Genomic DNA, 16,443 nt, shown 5'->3' on the forward strand with positions numbered 1-16,443 from the left:
GCTATCCTGACACAGCCTTTTTGCGCCGCCGACAGGCAAGTTTTATCCCTGCGTAGCGCCTCGCAAAGTGGATCGCCACCAGGCACACGATGCCGTGAGGATTGTGATAAGATGCGCGAATTCTGGTGTACCGCAACAGGAAAAAATCATGATGAGTCTGGCTGGTAAAAAGATCGTTCTCGGCGTGAGCGGCGGCATTGCTGCCTATAAAACGCCGGAACTGGTGCGCCGCCTGCGCGACCGCGGCGCGGATGTCCGCGTCGCCATGACGGAAGCCGCTAAAGCCTTCATTACGCCATTAAGTTTACAGGCGGTATCGGGTTATCCGGTTTCCGACAGCCTGCTCGACCCGGCCGCCGAAGCCGCAATGGGCCACATTGAGCTGGGGAAATGGGCCGATCTGGTTATTCTCGCTCCGGCGACCGCCGATTTAATCGCCCGAGTCGCGGCAGGCATGGCTAACGATCTCGTCTCGACGATTTGCCTGGCGACGCCGTCGCCCGTCGCGGTCGTGCCCGCCATGAATCAGCAAATGTATCGCGCCGCCGCCACCCAGCATAATCTTGAGGTGATTGCCTCGCGCGGTTTGCTGGTCTGGGGCCCGGACAGCGGCAGCCAGGCCTGCGGCGATGTTGGGCCGGGGCGGATGCTGGACCCGCTGACCATTGTGGATATGGCCGCGCAGCACTTCTCTCCTGTCAAAGATTTGCAACATCTCAGCATCATGATTACCGCGGGCCCAACCCGCGAGCCGCTGGATCCGGTGCGTTATATCACTAACCACAGTTCTGGTAAGATGGGCTTCGCGATTGCCGCCGCCGCCGCGCGTCGCGGGGCAAACGTCACGCTGGTAAGCGGCCCGGTTTCTCTACCTACGCCGCCGTTTGTACAAAGAATTGATGTCACCACGGCGCTGGAAATGGAAGCCGCGGTGCAAAACGGCGCCTCACGGCAGCATATTTTTATTGGCTGCGCAGCGGTCGCCGACTACCGTGCGGTCACCATTGCCGAAGAAAAAATCAAAAAACAAGGTGATGAACTCACCCTGAAAATGGTTAAAAATCCGGATATCGTCGCAGGGGTCGCCGCGCTTAAGGCCAACCGCCCTTACGTCGTTGGGTTTGCCGCCGAAACGAATAATGTGGAAGAATACGCACGGCAAAAGCGAGCCCGCAAAAATCTTGATCTGATCTGCGCTAATGATGTTTCACAGCCAAATCAGGGATTTAACAGCGACAGCAATGCATTACACCTTTTCTGGCAGGAGGGAGATAAGCGCTTACCACTTGAGCGCAAGGAACTCCTGGGCCAATTATTACTCGACGAGATCGTGACCCGTTATGATGAAAAAAATCGACGTTAAGATTCTGGACCCGCGCGTTGGTCAGCAATTTCCGCTGCCGACCTATGCCACCTCCGGTTCCGCCGGACTTGACCTGCGAGCCTGTCTCGATGACGCCGTAGAGCTGGCGCCTGGCGCTACGCTCCTCGTGCCAACTGGCCTGGCGATTCATATTGCCGATCCGTCTCTGGCAGCAGTGATTCTCCCGCGCTCCGGGCTGGGTCATAAACACGGCGTCGTCCTGGGTAACCTGGTCGGCCTGATTGATTCCGACTATCAGGGTCAGCTGATGGTTTCCGTCTGGAACCGCGGTCAGCAGAGCTTCACCATCGAACCCGGCGAGCGTCTCGCGCAAATGGTGTTCGTGCCCGTTGTACAGGCGGAATTTAACCTGGTGGAAGAGTTTGACGCCACCGATCGCGGCGAAGGCGGCTTCGGTCACTCAGGGCGTAAATAAGCCCGGCAATAGACAAAAATCTTCGGGGCGTCGCCGATTAACGGGCAGTCCCAAAGATGAAGTGGAACCTGCATCGCAAAGCGCACTAATGCAATAACATCACCGCAGGCAACAGCTTGCGGTCGCTTTGTGGATGCCTGCCTGACAAGTGCTTTTTTTCAGGGGTATTTTAAAACATGGCAGAAAAACAAACTGCGAAAAGGAATCGTCGCGAAGAAATACTTCAATCTCTGGCGCTAATGCTCGAATCCAGCGACGGGAGTCAGCGTATCACCACGGCGAAGCTGGCGGCCTCCGTTGGCGTATCCGAAGCGGCTCTGTATCGGCATTTCCCGAGCAAGACCCGCATGTTTGATAGCCTGATTGAGTTTATCGAAGACAGCCTGATTACGCGCATCAATTTGATTTTAAAAGATGAAAAAGACACCACCGCGCGCCTGCGTCTGATTGTGTTGTTGATTCTGGGGTTTGGCGAGCGTAATCCTGGGCTGACAAGAATTCTGACCGGCCACGCGCTGATGTTTGAACAGGACCGGCTTCAGGATCGCATAAACCAGCTTTTTGAGCGTATTGAAGTCCAGCTGCGTCAGGTGATGCGTGAAAAGAAAATGCGTGAAGGTGAAGGCTACTCCGTCGATGAAGCCCTGCTGGCCAGCCAGCTGTTGGCATTCTGCGAAGGGATGCTGTCGCGCTTTGTGCGCAGCGAGTTTAAATATCGCCCGACGGACGATTTTGACGCCCGCTGGCCGCTGGTCGCCGCCCAGCTGAAGTAACCCTCTCCTGTCTCTATGCAGCCCGAAAGGCTGCATCTCTCTTTTTTGATTATTCTGGCATAACGCCCAGAACAATTCGTAGAACTGCCAGATGTTTTCGGCTCTCGCTCTCTCATACCATCCTTTGATTGTATCTTTGCAATGGATAAGGAGAGGGCTGATGGCGACATCACGACGGGAATTGCTCAAACTGGGCGGTCTGGCAACCGCATCACTCGTGCTTAGTCAAAAAAGCTTCGCGGCCTGGGCGCCATCTGCACGTTATCCCGATCCGCGTATTATGGCGGTGGATGATAGCTTTCGCCGCTATATGCTTGCCAGCGCAAAAGTGGAGCAGATCGCCACCGGCTTTCGTTGGGCGGAAGGGCCGGTATGGTTTGGCGATACGCGCATGCTGCTCTGGAGCGATATTCCTGACAACGTCATTATGCGCTGGGATGAGGCCACCGGCGCTACCAGCGTATTTCGCCAACCGGCAAACTACGCGAACGGCCACGCCCGCGATCGGCAGGGACGGCTCATCAGCTGCGAACACGATACCCGACGAATTACCCGCACTGAATATGACGGTAGCATCACCGTACTGGCGGATAACTTCGAAGGCAAACCGCTGAACTCGCCAAACGACATCGTCGTGAGGTCAGACGGCAGCATCTGGTTCACCGATCCGCCTTTCGGTATCAGCGGATTCTATGAAGGTCATAAGGCCACGCCGCAGCTGCCGCAAAACGTTTATCGACTGGACCCGGAGAGCCGTAAACTGAGCGTCGTGCTGGGCGACGTCAAGGGGCCAAACGGCCTCTGTTTTTCCGCCGATGAAAAAACGCTCTACGTGGTGGAAAGCCGCGCTACCCCAAACCGGCTTATCCTGGCGTGGGATGTTGTCGATAACACATTGAAAAACAAAAGAGTGCATATTGACTGCGGTAACGGAACCGCTGACGGCATCGCCTGCGACATGGACGGGAACCTGTGGTGCGGGTGGGGTACGGGCAGCGAAGAGCTGGACGGCGTCCGCGTCTTCAATCCGCAGGGGAAAAACATCGGTATTATTCAGTTACCGGAACGCTGCGCCAACCTGTGCTTCGGCGGTGAACAGCGCAACCGCCTGTTTATGGCATCCAGCACGTCCATCTATTCGCTCTACGTCAATGCGCAAGGCGCAAAGCTGGTCTGAAAATATGCCCGGCGGACGTTGCCGGCCGGGCTGATATTTACACCCCGTACGCTTCGCGATAGGCGCGAACGGCTGCCAGATGTTCAGCCATTTCCGGCTTCTCTTCCAGATAGCTGATCAGGTCTTTCAGCGTCACGATGGAAATCACTTTACAGCTGTAGTCGCGCTCAACTTCCTGAATCGCTGAGATTTCGCCGCGTCCGCGTTCCTGACGATCCAGAGAGATCAGTACGCCGGCTAACTCGGCGCCGTTGGCCTGAATAATTTCCATCGATTCCCGAATCGCGGTGCCTGCGGTGATAACATCATCTACCAGCATCACGCGGCCCTGCAGCGCGCTCCCCACCAGATTTCCACCTTCGCCGTGGGTCTTTGCCTCTTTGCGGTTAAAGCAGTAAGGCAGATCGCGGTCATGATGTTCCGCCAGCGCTACCGCCGTGGTAGTGGCGATAGGGATGCCTTTGTAGGCCGGGCCAAACAGCAGGTCAAAATCAATCCCGGAATCCACCAGCGCTTCGGCATAAAAACGGCCTAACAGTGCCAGATCGCGCCCGGTATTAAACAGGCCGGCGTTGAAGAAATAGGGACTCTTGCGCCCGGATTTCAGCGTAAACTCGCCAAACTTAAGTACCTGCTTGTTAAGCGCAAACTCAATAAACTGGCGCTGATACGGTTTCATGGATTCGCTCCTCATCTTACTTTTCTACGGACAAAAAAAAGGCGACTTCTCAGTCGCCTTAAAAACTAGTTTTGCAACGCCGCCTTCTGCGTCGTGACAATGGATTCGATGCCTCCTCGGGCCAATGCCAGCAGGGTAAGGAGCTCTTCATGGGTGAACGGTTCGCCTTCTGCCGTACCCTGCACCTCAATGATGCGACCATCTTCGGTCATCACCACGTTCATATCGGTTTCCGCCGCGGAATCCTCAACGTATTCCAGATCGCAAATCGCTTCGCCATTCACGATCCCTACGGAGACTGCCGCCACCATTCCTTTCATCGGGTTAGTTTTCAGCTTACCGGCCGCAACCAGCTTATTCAGCGCATCCGCCAGCGCCACGCAGGCTCCGGTAATCGATGCGGTACGGGTGCCGCCGTCGGCCTGCAGCACGTCGCAGTCCAGAGTAATGGTGAATTCGCCCAGCGCTTTCAGGTCAACTGCCGCGCGCAGCGCACGCGCGATCAGGCGCTGGATTTCCATGGTGCGGCCGCCCTGTTTACCTTTGGCGGCTTCACGCGCGTTACGCGTGTGGGTAGAACGCGGCAGCATGCCGTATTCGGCAGTGATCCATCCCTGCCCCTGGCCTTTCAGAAAGCGCGGCACGCCTTCATCAATAGAAGCGGTGCACAATACTTTCGTGTCACCAAATTCGACCAGCACGGAGCCTTCTGCGTGTTTTGTGTAGTTACGGGTCAGGGTTACTGGACGCACTTGATTAGCGCTACGGCCTGCTGGACGCATGATGTTCTCCGGCTTGAAACGAATGTGGCTGCGCATTATACGGATAATGCGCGCTTATTCCTATCCTGATAAGGCCGCGAAAGCTATAATCCACCCCACTCTCCTTTAAAAACAGGAACGTCTATGATCCGCAGTATGACCGCCTACGCCCGGCGTGAAATCAAGGGTGAATGGGGTAGCGCCGCGTGGGAACTGCGCTCGGTAAACCAACGATATCTGGAAACTTACTTCCGCCTGCCGGAGCAGTTCCGTAGCCTGGAGCCCGTGGTGCGTGAACGTATTCGCTCCCGTCTGACCCGCGGTAAAGTCGAATGCACCCTGCGTTTTGAGCAGGACCCGAGCGCACAGGGCGAGCTGATTCTCAACGAAAAGCTGGCAAAGCAGCTGGTTAATGCCGCCAACTGGGTAAAAATGCAGAGCGACGAGGGCGAAATTAATCCGGTGGATATTCTGCGCTGGCCCGGCGTAATGTCGGCTCATGAGCAAGATCTGGACGCCATTGCCGCCGAAATCCTGGGCGCGTTGAACGGCGCGCTGGACGACTTTATCGTCGCCCGTGAAACCGAAGGCCAGGCGTTGAAAACGCTTATTGAGCAGCGCCTGGACGGGGTCACCGCCGAAGTGGCTAAAGTACGCGCCCACATGCCGGAAATTTTACAGTGGCAGCGCGAGCGTCTGGTTTCCAAACTGGAAGACGCCGAAGTGCAGCTGGAAAATAACCGCCTTGAGCAGGAGCTGGTGCTGATGGCGCAGCGTATTGACGTTGCCGAGGAGCTGGATCGCCTGGAAGCGCATGTGAAAGAGACGTGGAATATCCTGAAGAAGAAAGAAGCGGTCGGTCGCCGCCTCGACTTTATGATGCAGGAGTTCAACCGCGAGTCGAACACGCTGGCATCTAAATCGATTAATGCCGAAGTGACGAACTCCGCCATTGAACTGAAAGTGCTAATCGAACAAATGCGCGAGCAGATCCAAAACATCGAGTAACAATGACTCGCCCCGCAAATCGTTTTTGAACAAAAGGTCATGGTAAATCATGGCCTTTTATTTTCGCTGCGTTTCAGAAGGAATCATTCTTATCCAATATCCGGCAGGTTAAAAATGCCCCTGCCGCGCACAGCAGCGTGGGGGCCAGATAGCTGTGATCCATATGGGTGAATTCCATCACCAGCGCCACCGCCGTTATCGGCATCTGCATGGATGCGGCGAGAAACGCCGCCGCACCAACCAGCGCAAAACTGCCGTAATCGCCGCCGGGAAGCAGCTGTTGCCAGAGCATACACAGCAGCAGGCTGGCCAAGCCGCCTACCGCCAGCCCCGGCGTCAGCAGGCCGCCTTCCGCACCGCCGCGCAGCACCGCCAGAATCACCACCATCTTCAGCACCAGCAGCATCGCCGCCCCGGGGAAACCAAGTTCATCGCTGAGAGCCAGCTGCATAGGTCCTTTACCGTTTCCCGGAAGCTGGGGGAAATAGAGGCTGAGGGCGGCAAGCAGAGAAAACGCCAGCAGACAGAAAACCGGCATCTGCCAGTTGCTTTGGACGTGCGAACGAGCGGTACTGGTCGCTTTGCGAAAGAGCCAGGCCCCGGCGCCGAGAATGGGGCCAGAGATAATCGCCCACCAGAGAAATGAATGCGGCAGGATGTCGGAAGTAAAATGGTATTGCGACTCATCGCCTAAGCCGAGGGTGGCCGTCCACGCGGCAATCGCCGATGTGATGATAGCCGCCAGCGTTTTTTCCCAGCTAAACGACAGCAGCATCACCTCAAGGCTGAATAACGCGCCGGCCAGCGGGACGTTATACACCGCCGCCAGACCCGCACCTGCGCCGCAGGCAATCAGCGTTCGGCTTTCATCTTCCGGCAGACCCAGCTTACGCGCCACCATCCCTGCCCCCAGCGCGCCCATTTCCCGCGGCGCGACTTCGCGACCAAGGGGTGAGCCCAGCGCCACGGTGACGATCTGCAACAGGGCATGAATCGTGGTGGTACCCGCAGGCATTGGCACGGAAGGATTGGCCACCGCTGACGCAATTGAAACCCGCTTCTGCCCATATCGCCCAAGCAGCCACCAGCCAAACCCGGCGACTGCACCGCCGGCGACGATTGCCATGATCCGACGCGACCAGGACGAATCCGTGACGCCCTGTAAAAATGACTCTGAGCCAACGAGCTGGCCGTGGCTGTAGCCAAACGCCAGGTGCTGAATCGCGTGTAAAATCAGCGCCAGAACCATGCCTGACAGGCCAGCCAGTATCCCCGTCAGCACAACGGCAAGCAGGCGGATGAGATAGTTTTTATTGTCAGCGGCGGCAGTCATTTTCTCAGACCTTGAAGGAGGAAACTAAAAGGATAAAGGCCCAGAGTTAAACATTAAGTATTCATACTGCTTTCAATATAGATGTGCATAAAAGGTTTAGTCATTATTTTTTCTAATCAATGGATGAATAAACAGCAATTAAATAACCATTAAATAAAGCCAATATAAGCACATCTCGCATTAGTTTAATCTGGTTAAATGCGAATGCTTTAGAAAATCTCAGTCGTGATCCTGAGCACAAATCGTTAACCTTCCGCCATCATCGTGGGGGATTTATGCTGCTTCATATTCTTTATCTGATTGGGATCACGGCGGAAGCCATGACCGGCGCGCTGGCTGCCGGGCGCCGCCGTATGGATACGTTTGGCGTGATTATCATTGCGACAGCGACCGCCCTCGGAGGCGGTTCGGTGCGCGATATTCTGCTTGGTCACTATCCGCTTGGCTGGGTACAACACCCCGAGTACGTCATTATTGTTGCCATTGCTGCGGTCCTCACCACGATTGCCGCGCCGGTCATGCCGCACCTGCGCCGTCTGTTTCTGGTACTTGATGCGCTCGGCCTGGTGGTGTTCTCAATTATTGGCGCCCAGATCGCGCTGGATATGGGCCAGGGCCCGGTAATCGCCTCCATTGCCGCGGTCATCACCGGCGTCTTTGGCGGCGTGCTGCGTGATATGTTCTGCAAGCGTATCCCGCTGGTGTTCCAGAAAGAGCTGTACGCCGGAGTATCGTTCGCCGCCGCGATTTTATATATCGCGCTTCAGCATTACGTCAGCAGTCACGATGTAGTCGTCATTTCCACCCTGCTGTTCGGCTTTACTGCTCGTATGCTGGCGCTGCGCTGGAAGCTGGGCCTGCCGGTATTTAACTACAACCACAGCGCGCATTAATACTTTCAGAACCCCGGAATGCGTTGCCCGCTCAGCCACTTCGCCAGCGCGGCAACATCCGGGTGATGTAAGAACGTCACCAGCTGCCGCGCCCTTTCAGCCCCGACGCCCGGCAGCCGTTGCCACTGCTCTTCGTTTCGATCCTGCATCTGCCGCCAGCTGTCCTCCTCCAGTCTGACAAAAGCCGTCTTCGGTATGGGCACTCCCATCGCCTGGATCCAGCGTAGAAAAGGCCGTTCGCGCGCAAGATTGAACTGATGCCACAGCCGCTGCCCGCGCTGCGCGGAGATACCTGGTATGGCTTGCAGCTGTTCCGGCGTAAAAGCCAGCCATGAAAAGAGATGCTCCATGCCGCGGGCATCGTGCAGTGTCCGCCACAGCGTCTCTCCCGCCCCGTCAATGTTGAGAATCGATCGGGATGAGAGCCAGACCAGCCGCGAGAGAAACTGCTCCGCGCACTCTGGCGTGGCGAAATAGCAGGTTAAGGCATTGTACCGTGCCGCCGGCGGCTGGGGTTTATTACGCTGCGCCGTGCGCCAGACGACCGAATCGATGCGCGGAATTCCCTGCCCGGCAAGGCTGATTTGCAGCTGATCGCCAATACCGATATCCAGAGTGGACCAGCGGGATACCGAGCCGACGTTCACCCGCTGCACGCGCTTATCGTCCAGCAGCTGCGGCTCCAGATGCGCCACCACCGCTATTTTACCGCTACGCCCGATGCTGAAGCTGATACCGCGAACCTCCATAACCCGTGAGGCAGGAGGATATTTCCAGGCGATAACCCAATCACCCTGTCCCGGTACCCAGAAGCGCCCGGCTGACTCTTTTCCCCGCCGCACCACTACGCCATCGCTGGCAAAAGGCAGCGGCGAAGTAAACCAACGCTGGCGCCACTGTTCCACCTGCTGCGCATTCGCGACAGGATGCGAAAAGCGCGCGCTGTAAACAAAGCCGCCCTGCCGCAGCAGCGCCAGCCGCTGTTGCATCTCCTGCGGACCATCGGGCCATGCCCAGATAAAGATGCCCAGTTGATTAAGTTCCGCCGCAGCCTGCTGGCGCATCATCATGCCGGCCACCTTTGCGCGCGCGTTCATGCCCCCCATCTGCTTTTGCACATGCCCCGCGCGAAGCAGGAACAGTTCTCCCTGCAGAACGCTATTGGCCAGTGCACCGTCAGAGACTTTAGGCACGGAGGGGATCTGTAAAACCCTGGCCGTCCAGTCTTCTCCGGCCAGACCATTCCCCCGGCTTATTGCCTGCACCAGGCGCCCCTGTCGATAGACCAGAGTCACTGCGACGCCATCGACTTTAGGCTGTACCCACAGGCCGGATTGACCGCGCATCCAGCGCGCCACCGCAGCGCGGTCCGGCAGTTTACGCACGCCGGTGTGCGCGACCGGATGCCTGACATCCCCCCTCAGCGGCGGAAGAGCATCGTGAGCGGGAGCCTCGCCGGTGAAGCAGCGCCGCCAGAACGCCAGCCGCTCCGCCAGCTGGTCATAGACTTCATCGCTTACCGCACTATTCCCCTGCTGCCAGTAGGCGTTTTTCCATTCCGTTATCTGCTGGCTGAGGCGTTCCATTTCCTGTTCGGCCCTCGCCTGCGGCCACGCGGGGCAGGCTGCCTGCGCGTATCCCACCAGCATCCACAGCACCAGCGCCTGGATTCCTTTTTGCATCGCGATGCCCTCCTGTTTATTCGCCGGGAATTGTGCCGCAGGCGTATTTTCATCGGCGATAGGGGATTTTTAAGGCTGCGAGCAGACGTCCAGGTTTTCTATGTTGTTTCTGCAATGCCCGGAGAAATCAGGGAAACGGCAAGCAAAATGAAAGAAAAAATGCAAAAAGTGTGACAGGGACTGCGTCACGCAGCGGCGGCGTGTATAATAGGCTCGTATGTAAGCTCTATTTCGACCATCACATACAAAAGACACTCATGGCTCAAGGCACGCTTTATATTGTTTCCGCCCCTAGCGGCGCGGGTAAATCCAGCCTGATTCAGGCTTTATTAAAAACCCAACCGTTGTACGACTCTCAGGTTTCTGTTTCGCATACCACACGCGCTCCGCGCCCGGGTGAAGTGCACGGTGAACACTATTTCTTTGTCAATCACGACGAATTCAGGACGATGATTGGCGAAGACGCTTTTCTTGAACATGCAGAAGTCTTTGGCAACTATTACGGCACCTCGCGCGAAGCTATCGAGCAGGTACTGGCGACCGGCGTCGACGTCTTCCTTGATATCGACTGGCAGGGCGCACAGCAAATCCGCAACAGAATGCCCGGCGCACGCAGCATTTTTATTCTGCCGCCGTCAAAAGATGAGCTTGATCGTCGCCTGCGCGGCCGCGGTCAGGATAGCGAAGAGGTTATCGCGAAACGTATGGCACAGGCAGTTGCAGAAATGAGCCATTACGCGGAATATGATTACCTGATTGTGAATGATGATTTTGATACCGCGCTGAGCGATCTGAAAATTATTATTCGCGCCGAACGTCTGCGCATGAGCCGCCAAAAGCAGCGACATGGCGCTTTAATCACCAAACTGTTGGCAGACTGAACCCACATTCAGTATCATGCCCAGTCATTTCTTCACCTGTGGAGCATTTTAAGTATGGCACGCGTAACTGTTCAGGACGCTGTAGAGAAAATTGGTAACCGTTTTGACCTGGTACTGGTCGCCGCGCGTCGCGCTCGTCAGATGCAGGTAGGCGGAAAGGATCCGCTGGTACCGGAAGAAAACGATAAAACTACCGTTATCGCACTGCGCGAAATCGAAGAAGGTCTGATCAACAACAAGATCCTCGACGTTCGCGAGCGCCAGGAACAGCAAGAGCAGGAAGCCGCTGAATTACAAGCCGTTACCGCTATTGCTGAAGGTCGTCGTTAATCACACAGCGGGTCGCCCTTGTATCTGTTTGAAAGCCTGAATCAGCTGATTCAAAACTACCTGCCCGAAGAGCAAATCAAACGTCTTCGGCAGGCTTATCTCGTTGCACGTGACGCTCACGAGGGCCAGACACGTTCAAGCGGTGAACCCTATATCACGCACCCGGTAGCGGTAGCCTGTATCCTGGCCGAGATGAAGCTCGACCATGAAACGCTGATGGCTGCCCTGCTGCACGACGTGATAGAAGATACCCCCGCCACCTATCAGGATATGGAGCAGCTTTTTGGCAAAAGCGTTGCAGAACTGGTAGAGGGGGTGTCAAAACTTGATAAGCTAAAGTTTCGCGACAAGAAAGAGGCTCAGGCCGAAAACTTTCGCAAAATGATTATGGCGATGGTGCAGGATATTCGCGTCATCCTTATCAAGCTTGCTGACCGCACCCACAACATGCGCACGCTGGGCTCATTGCGCCCGGATAAGCGCCGCCGCATCGCCCGCGAAACGCTGGAAATCTACAGCCCTCTGGCGCACCGTTTAGGTATTCACCACATCAAAACCGAGCTCGAAGAGCTGGGCTTTGAGGCGCTGTATCCTAACCGCTACCGCGTTATTAAAGAGGTAGTTAAAGCAGCGCGCGGCAACCGTAAAGAGATGATTCAAAAAATCCTCTCCGAAATCGAAGGGCGTTTGCAGGAAGCGGGAATACCCTGTCGCGTTAGCGGTCGCGAAAAGCATTTGTACTCCATCTACTGCAAGATGGTGCTCAAAGAGCAGCGTTTTCACTCGATTATGGATATCTACGCCTTCCGCGTGATTGTCCATGATTCTGACACCTGCTATCGCGTGCTAGGCCAGATGCACAGCCTTTACAAGCCGCGTCCAGGCCGCGTCAAAGACTACATTGCCATTCCAAAGGCGAACGGCTATCAATCTTTGCACACCTCGATGATCGGCCCGCACGGCGTCCCGGTTGAGGTACAAATTCGTACCGAAGACATGGACCAGATGGCGGAAATGGGGGTTGCGGCGCACTGGGCTTATAAAGAGCACGGCGGCGAAAGCAGTACCACGGCGCAAATCCGCGCTCAGCGCTGGATGCAGAGCCTGCTGGAGCTCCAGCAGAGCGCCGGTAGCTCATTTGAATTTATTGAGAGCGTGAAATCCGATCTGTTCCCGGATGAGATTTACGTTTTCACCCCGGAAGGGCGCATCGTCGAACTGCCCGCTGGCGCGACGCCGGTGGACTTCGCCTACGCGGTGCATACCGATATCGGCCATGCCTGCGTCGGCGCGCGCGTCGACCGCCAGCCATATCCCCTGTCGCAGTCGCTCTCCAGCGGCCAGACGGTGGAGATCATCACCGCGCCGGGCGCTCGTCCGAACGCCGCGTGGCTAAACTTTGTCGTCAGCTCCAAAGCGCGCGCCAAAATTCGCCAACTGCTGAAAAACCTCAAGCGCGACGATTCCGTTAGCCTCGGGCGACGCCTGCTTAATCACGCGCTCGGCGGCAGCCGCAAGCTGGCCGAAATTCCGCCAGAGAACATTCAGCGCGAACTTGACCGTATGAAGCTGGCAACGCTTGACGATCTGCTGGCCGAAATTGGCCTCGGTAACGCCATGAGCGTCGTCGTAGCAAAAAACCTGCAGCAGGGTGAAACCACCGCCGTGCCTGTACAGCCGGCGCCTGTCGGCCATAACCATCTGCCGATTAAAGGCGCGGATGGCGTGCTGATCACCTTTGCCAAGTGCTGCCGTCCGATTCCCGGCGACCCGATTATTGCGCACGTCAGCCCGGGCAAAGGCCTGGTTATTCACCACGAGTCCTGTCGTAACATTCGCGGCTACCAGAAAGAGCCGGAGAAATTTATGGCGGTTGAGTGGGACAAAGAGACGGCGCAGGAATTTATCACCGAAATTAAGGTGGATATGTTCAACCATCAGGGTGCCCTGGCGAATCTTACCGCCGCAATCAACACCGCCTCTTCCAATATTCAAAGCCTGAATACGGAAGAGAAAGATGGCCGCGTTTACAGCGCCTTTATTCGCCTCACCGCGCGCGACCGCGTGCATCTGGCGAATATTATGCGCAAAATTCGCGTCATGCCGGATGTGATAAAAGTCACCCGTAACCGAAATTAGCTCTGACACAAAATCATTCGAATTGCATCAAGGCGGCAAGCGAATGACAAATCTGCCAGGAGCAGATTTGAACGCTGCTTACAGCGGCTCCGTAAGGGGCGAGGCCCAGGGATGGGCCGAGTAATCCGCAGCGATTAAAGAGTCATTCGAAGGATGAAGTGTAATGAATTTACAGCGTTATGCGCGTATCTGCGAGATGCTCGCCAGGCGTCAGCCTGACCTGACGGTCTGCATGGAGCAGGTCCATAAGCCTCATAACGTCTCTGCGATTATTCGTACCGCAGACGCCGTTGGCGTGCATGAAGTGCACGCCATCTGGCCCGGTAGCCGTATGCGTACCATGGCCTCCGCAGCCGCAGGCAGCAATAGCTGGGTGCAGGTGAAAACCCATCGTACTATTGGCGATGCCGTCACGCATTTAAAAGGCCAGGGCATGCAGATTCTGGCAACCCATCTCTCTGATAACGCCGTTGATTTTCGTGAAATCGACTATACCCGCCCCACCTGTATCCTGATGGGCCAGGAGAAAACCGGCATTACTCAGGAAGCGCTGGACCTGGCGGATCAGGACATCATTATTCCGATGATTGGCATGGTGCAGTCGCTGAACGTTTCCGTCGCCTCGGCGCTTATTCTGTATGAAGCCCAGCGCCAGCGGCAGAACGCCGGCATGTATCTGCGCGACAACAGCATGCTGCCGAAAGAAGACCAGCAGCGTCTGCTGTTTGAAGGCGGCTATCCGGTGCTGGCGAAGGTCGCAAAACGTAAAGGTCTACCCTACCCCCACGTCAACGAGCTGGGCGAAGTCGAAGCCGATGCCACGTGGTGGGCCACTATGCAGGCTGCAGGATAAAAACGATGCAAGGTCGCCTGTTAGATGCCGTCCCCCTTAATACCCTAACCGGCGTTGGCGCGGCACAGAGCAGCCGACTGGCGAAAATCGGCCTGCACACGGTGCAGGATCTGCTTCTGCACCTGCCGCTACGCTACGAAGACCGCACCCATCTGTATCAAATCGGTGAACTGCTGCCCGGCGTTTACGCCACCGTTGAAGGCGAAGTTCTTAACTGCAATATCACTTTCGGCGGCCGCCGGATGATGACCTGCCAGATAAGCGACGGCTCCGGCATCCTCACCATGCGCTTTTTTAACTTCAGCGCAGCGATGAAAAATAGCCTGGCAACCGGGCGTCGCGTGCTGGCCTACGGAGAGGCTAAGCGCGGTAAGCACGGGGCGGAGATGATCCACCCGGAATATCGGGTTCAGGGTGATATGAGTACCCCTGATTTACAGGAAACGCTGACCCCGGTTTATCCCACCACCGAAGGCATCAAGCAGGCTACGCTGCGTAAGCTCACCGACCAGGCGCTGGAGCTGCTTGAAACCTGCGCTATCGCCGAGCTGCTGCCGCCGGAGCTGGCGCAGGGGATGATGAGCCTGCCTGACGCCTTGCGCACGTTGCATCGCCCGCCGCCCTCTTTACAGCTTAGCGAGCTGGAAAGCGGCAAACATCCGGCTCAGCGACGCTTAATCCTGGAAGAGCTGCTGGCGCATAACCTCAGCATGCTGGCGCTGCGGGCAGGCGCTCAGCGCTACCACGCTCTCTCGCTCAGCGCTAACGACACGCTAAAAGACAAGCTGCTGGCCTCTCTCCCCTTTACGCCGACCGGCGCGCAGGCGCGCGTCACGGCTGAAATTGAGCGCGATATGGCGCTGGACGTGCCAATGATGCGTCTGGTGCAGGGGGATGTTGGCTCCGGTAAAACCCTGGTTGCCGCGCTGGCCGCCCTGCGCGCCATCGCGCACGGCAAGCAGGTGGCGCTGATGGCGCCGACAGAACTGCTGGCTGAGCAGCATGCCAATAACTTCCGCAGTTGGTTTGAACCGCTGGGCGTTGAAGTAGGCTGGCTGGCGGGCAAACAAAAAGGCAAAGCGCGCCTGGCGCAGCAGGAGGCTATCGCCAGCGGACAGGTGCAGATGGTGGTCGGTACCCACGCCATCTTTCAGGAACAGGTCCAGTTTAACGGCCTCGCGTTGGTGATTATCGACGAACAGCATCGTTTCGGCGTCCATCAGCGGCTGGCGCTATGGGAGAAAGGCCAACAGCAGGGCTTTCATCCGCACCAGCTGATTATGACCGCGACGCCGATTCCGCGGACCCTGGCGATGACCGCTTATGCCGATCTCGACACCTCGGTCATCGATGAACTGCCGCCGGGCCGTACGCCGGTTACGACGGTAGCCATCCCGGATACCCGCCGCAGCGATATTATCGACCGGGTACGGAACGCCTGTACTCACGAGGGTCGCCAGGCCTACTGGGTTTGTACGCTGATTGAAGAGTCGGATCTGCTGGAGGCCCAGGCGGCGGAAGCCACCTGGGAAGAGCTGAAGCTTGCGCTGCCGGAGCTGAATATCGGCCTGGTGCACGGACGCATGAAATCTGCCGAGAAACAGGCAGTCATGAGCGCGTTCAAGCAGGGCGAGCTGCATCTACTGGTCGCCACCACGGTAATTGAGGTCGGCGTGGACGTGCCTAATTCCAGCCTGATGATCATCGAAAACCCTGAGCGTCTGGGGCTGGCTCAGCTGCACCAGCTCAGAGGGCGCGTCGGGCGCGGTGCGGTGGCCTCACACTGCGTGCTGCTCTATAAATCGCCGCTTTCTAAAACCGCGCAGAAGCGCCTGCAGGTTCTGCGCGATAGCAACGACGGCTTCGTCATTGCCCAGAAAGACCTGGAAATTCGCGGTCCCGGCGAGCTGCTCGGCACGCGCCAGACCGGCAACGCTGAATTCAAAGTCGCAGATTTAATGCGCGATCAGGCCATGATCCCCGAAGTTCAGCGCATCGCCCGTCATATACACGAAAGATATCCTCAGCAGGCCCAGGCGCTTATCGAGCGCTGGATGCCGGAAACCGAACGCTATTCCAACGCGTAGCGTGCACGTCATCCCGCCACGCTGCGCATAATTTTTTATTCAGATGAG

The 16,443-nt window shown here is 56.9% G+C and carries 15 protein-coding genes; 11 read left to right on the top strand and 4 right to left on the bottom strand.

Features of this window, described 5'->3' with window-relative positions; all coding sequences use genetic code 11:
• The first annotated feature begins 151 nt into the window (after window positions 1-151).
• The 4 genes from coaBC (at window position 152) to ACSIPU_RS14840 (ending at window position 3,749) form a co-directional block, all read left to right on the top strand.
• Entirely contained in the window at window positions 152-1,363 is a 1,212-nt protein-coding gene (coaBC, locus tag ACSIPU_RS14825; protein WP_032727074.1) for a bifunctional phosphopantothenoylcysteine decarboxylase/phosphopantothenate--cysteine ligase CoaBC, read from the top strand.
• Window positions 1,341-1,799 (top strand): dUTP diphosphatase, encoded by a 459-nt coding sequence (gene dut / locus ACSIPU_RS14830; protein WP_004106909.1) that lies wholly within the window; start codon window positions 1,341-1,343, stop codon window positions 1,797-1,799. Before coaBC ends, dut begins: the two co-directional genes overlap by 23 nt.
• Window positions 1,800-1,975: 176 nt before the next feature.
• Entirely contained in the window at window positions 1,976-2,572 is a 597-nt protein-coding gene (gene slmA / locus ACSIPU_RS14835) for a nucleoid occlusion factor SlmA (RefSeq protein WP_004106912.1), read from the top strand.
• Between the two features lie 160 nt (window positions 2,573-2,732).
• The gene (locus ACSIPU_RS14840; RefSeq protein WP_004106915.1) at window positions 2,733-3,749 is read left to right on the top strand and encodes an SMP-30/gluconolactonase/LRE family protein; all 1,017 of its coding nucleotides are present in this window, start codon (window positions 2,733-2,735) and stop codon (window positions 3,747-3,749) included.
• Window positions 3,750-3,786: 37 nt separating this feature from the next.
• Here ACSIPU_RS14840 and pyrE read toward each other — a convergent pair whose 3' ends face one another.
• Together pyrE and rph are read right to left on the bottom strand one after the other, a co-directional pair.
• Window positions 3,787-4,428: an orotate phosphoribosyltransferase gene (gene pyrE, locus ACSIPU_RS14845; protein WP_004106918.1), complete on the bottom strand. Its 642-nt coding sequence runs from the start codon at window positions 4,426-4,428 to the stop codon at window positions 3,787-3,789.
• A 65-nt stretch (window positions 4,429-4,493) separates the two neighbouring features.
• Window positions 4,494-5,210, bottom strand: coding sequence for a ribonuclease PH (gene rph / locus ACSIPU_RS14850; RefSeq protein ID WP_004106921.1), 717 nt, complete (start codon window positions 5,208-5,210; stop codon window positions 4,494-4,496).
• 123 nt (window positions 5,211-5,333) lie between these two features.
• Here rph and ACSIPU_RS14855 point away from each other — a divergent pair, with 123 nt between their 5' ends.
• Entirely contained in the window at window positions 5,334-6,197 is an 864-nt protein-coding gene (locus ACSIPU_RS14855) for a YicC/YloC family endoribonuclease (RefSeq protein WP_004116450.1), read from the top strand.
• A gap of 73 nt (window positions 6,198-6,270) precedes the next feature.
• On the opposite strand, the gene ACSIPU_RS14860 is transcribed toward ACSIPU_RS14855, so the two are convergent.
• On the bottom strand, window positions 6,271-7,530 hold the full coding sequence (locus ACSIPU_RS14860; RefSeq protein WP_023329081.1) for a chloride channel protein: 1,260 nt from the start codon (window positions 7,528-7,530) through the stop codon (window positions 6,271-6,273).
• 275 nt (window positions 7,531-7,805) lie between these two features.
• Between ACSIPU_RS14860 and ACSIPU_RS14865 the strand changes: the two genes are divergently transcribed.
• Window positions 7,806-8,423: a trimeric intracellular cation channel family protein gene (locus ACSIPU_RS14865; RefSeq protein WP_023329082.1), complete on the top strand. Its 618-nt coding sequence runs from the start codon at window positions 7,806-7,808 to the stop codon at window positions 8,421-8,423.
• 5 nt (window positions 8,424-8,428) lie between these two features.
• On the opposite strand, the gene ligB is transcribed toward ACSIPU_RS14865, so the two are convergent.
• On the bottom strand, window positions 8,429-10,105 hold the full coding sequence (ligB, locus tag ACSIPU_RS14870; protein WP_004106925.1) for an NAD-dependent DNA ligase LigB: 1,677 nt from the start codon (window positions 10,103-10,105) through the stop codon (window positions 8,429-8,431).
• Window positions 10,106-10,362: 257 nt separating this feature from the next.
• Between ligB and gmk the strand changes: the two genes are divergently transcribed.
• The 5 genes from gmk to recG all read left to right on the top strand — a co-directional run bounded on the left by gmk (window position 10,363) and on the right by recG (window position 16,395).
• A complete protein-coding gene (gmk, locus tag ACSIPU_RS14875; RefSeq protein WP_004106926.1) occupies window positions 10,363-10,986 on the top strand; it encodes a guanylate kinase in 624 nt (207 codons plus the stop codon).
• Window positions 10,987-11,040: 54 nt separating this feature from the next.
• Entirely contained in the window at window positions 11,041-11,316 is a 276-nt protein-coding gene (rpoZ, locus tag ACSIPU_RS14880) for a DNA-directed RNA polymerase subunit omega (protein WP_004106927.1), read from the top strand.
• 18 nt (window positions 11,317-11,334) lie between these two features.
• Entirely contained in the window at window positions 11,335-13,455 is a 2,121-nt protein-coding gene (spoT, locus tag ACSIPU_RS14885) for a bifunctional GTP diphosphokinase/guanosine-3',5'-bis pyrophosphate 3'-pyrophosphohydrolase (protein WP_004106928.1), read from the top strand.
• A 163-nt stretch (window positions 13,456-13,618) separates the two neighbouring features.
• Window positions 13,619-14,308, top strand: a complete 690-nt coding sequence (gene trmH / locus ACSIPU_RS14890; protein WP_004106929.1) for a tRNA (guanosine(18)-2'-O)-methyltransferase TrmH — start codon at window positions 13,619-13,621, stop codon at window positions 14,306-14,308.
• 5 nt (window positions 14,309-14,313) lie between these two features.
• Entirely contained in the window at window positions 14,314-16,395 is a 2,082-nt protein-coding gene (recG, locus tag ACSIPU_RS14895) for an ATP-dependent DNA helicase RecG (protein ID WP_004106930.1), read from the top strand.
• The last annotated feature ends 48 nt before the right edge of the window (window positions 16,396-16,443 follow it).

The sequence above is a fragment of the Klebsiella sp. HN106 genome, assembly GCF_051209435.1.
Classification (GTDB): domain Bacteria; phylum Pseudomonadota; class Gammaproteobacteria; order Enterobacterales; family Enterobacteriaceae; genus Klebsiella; species Klebsiella oxytoca.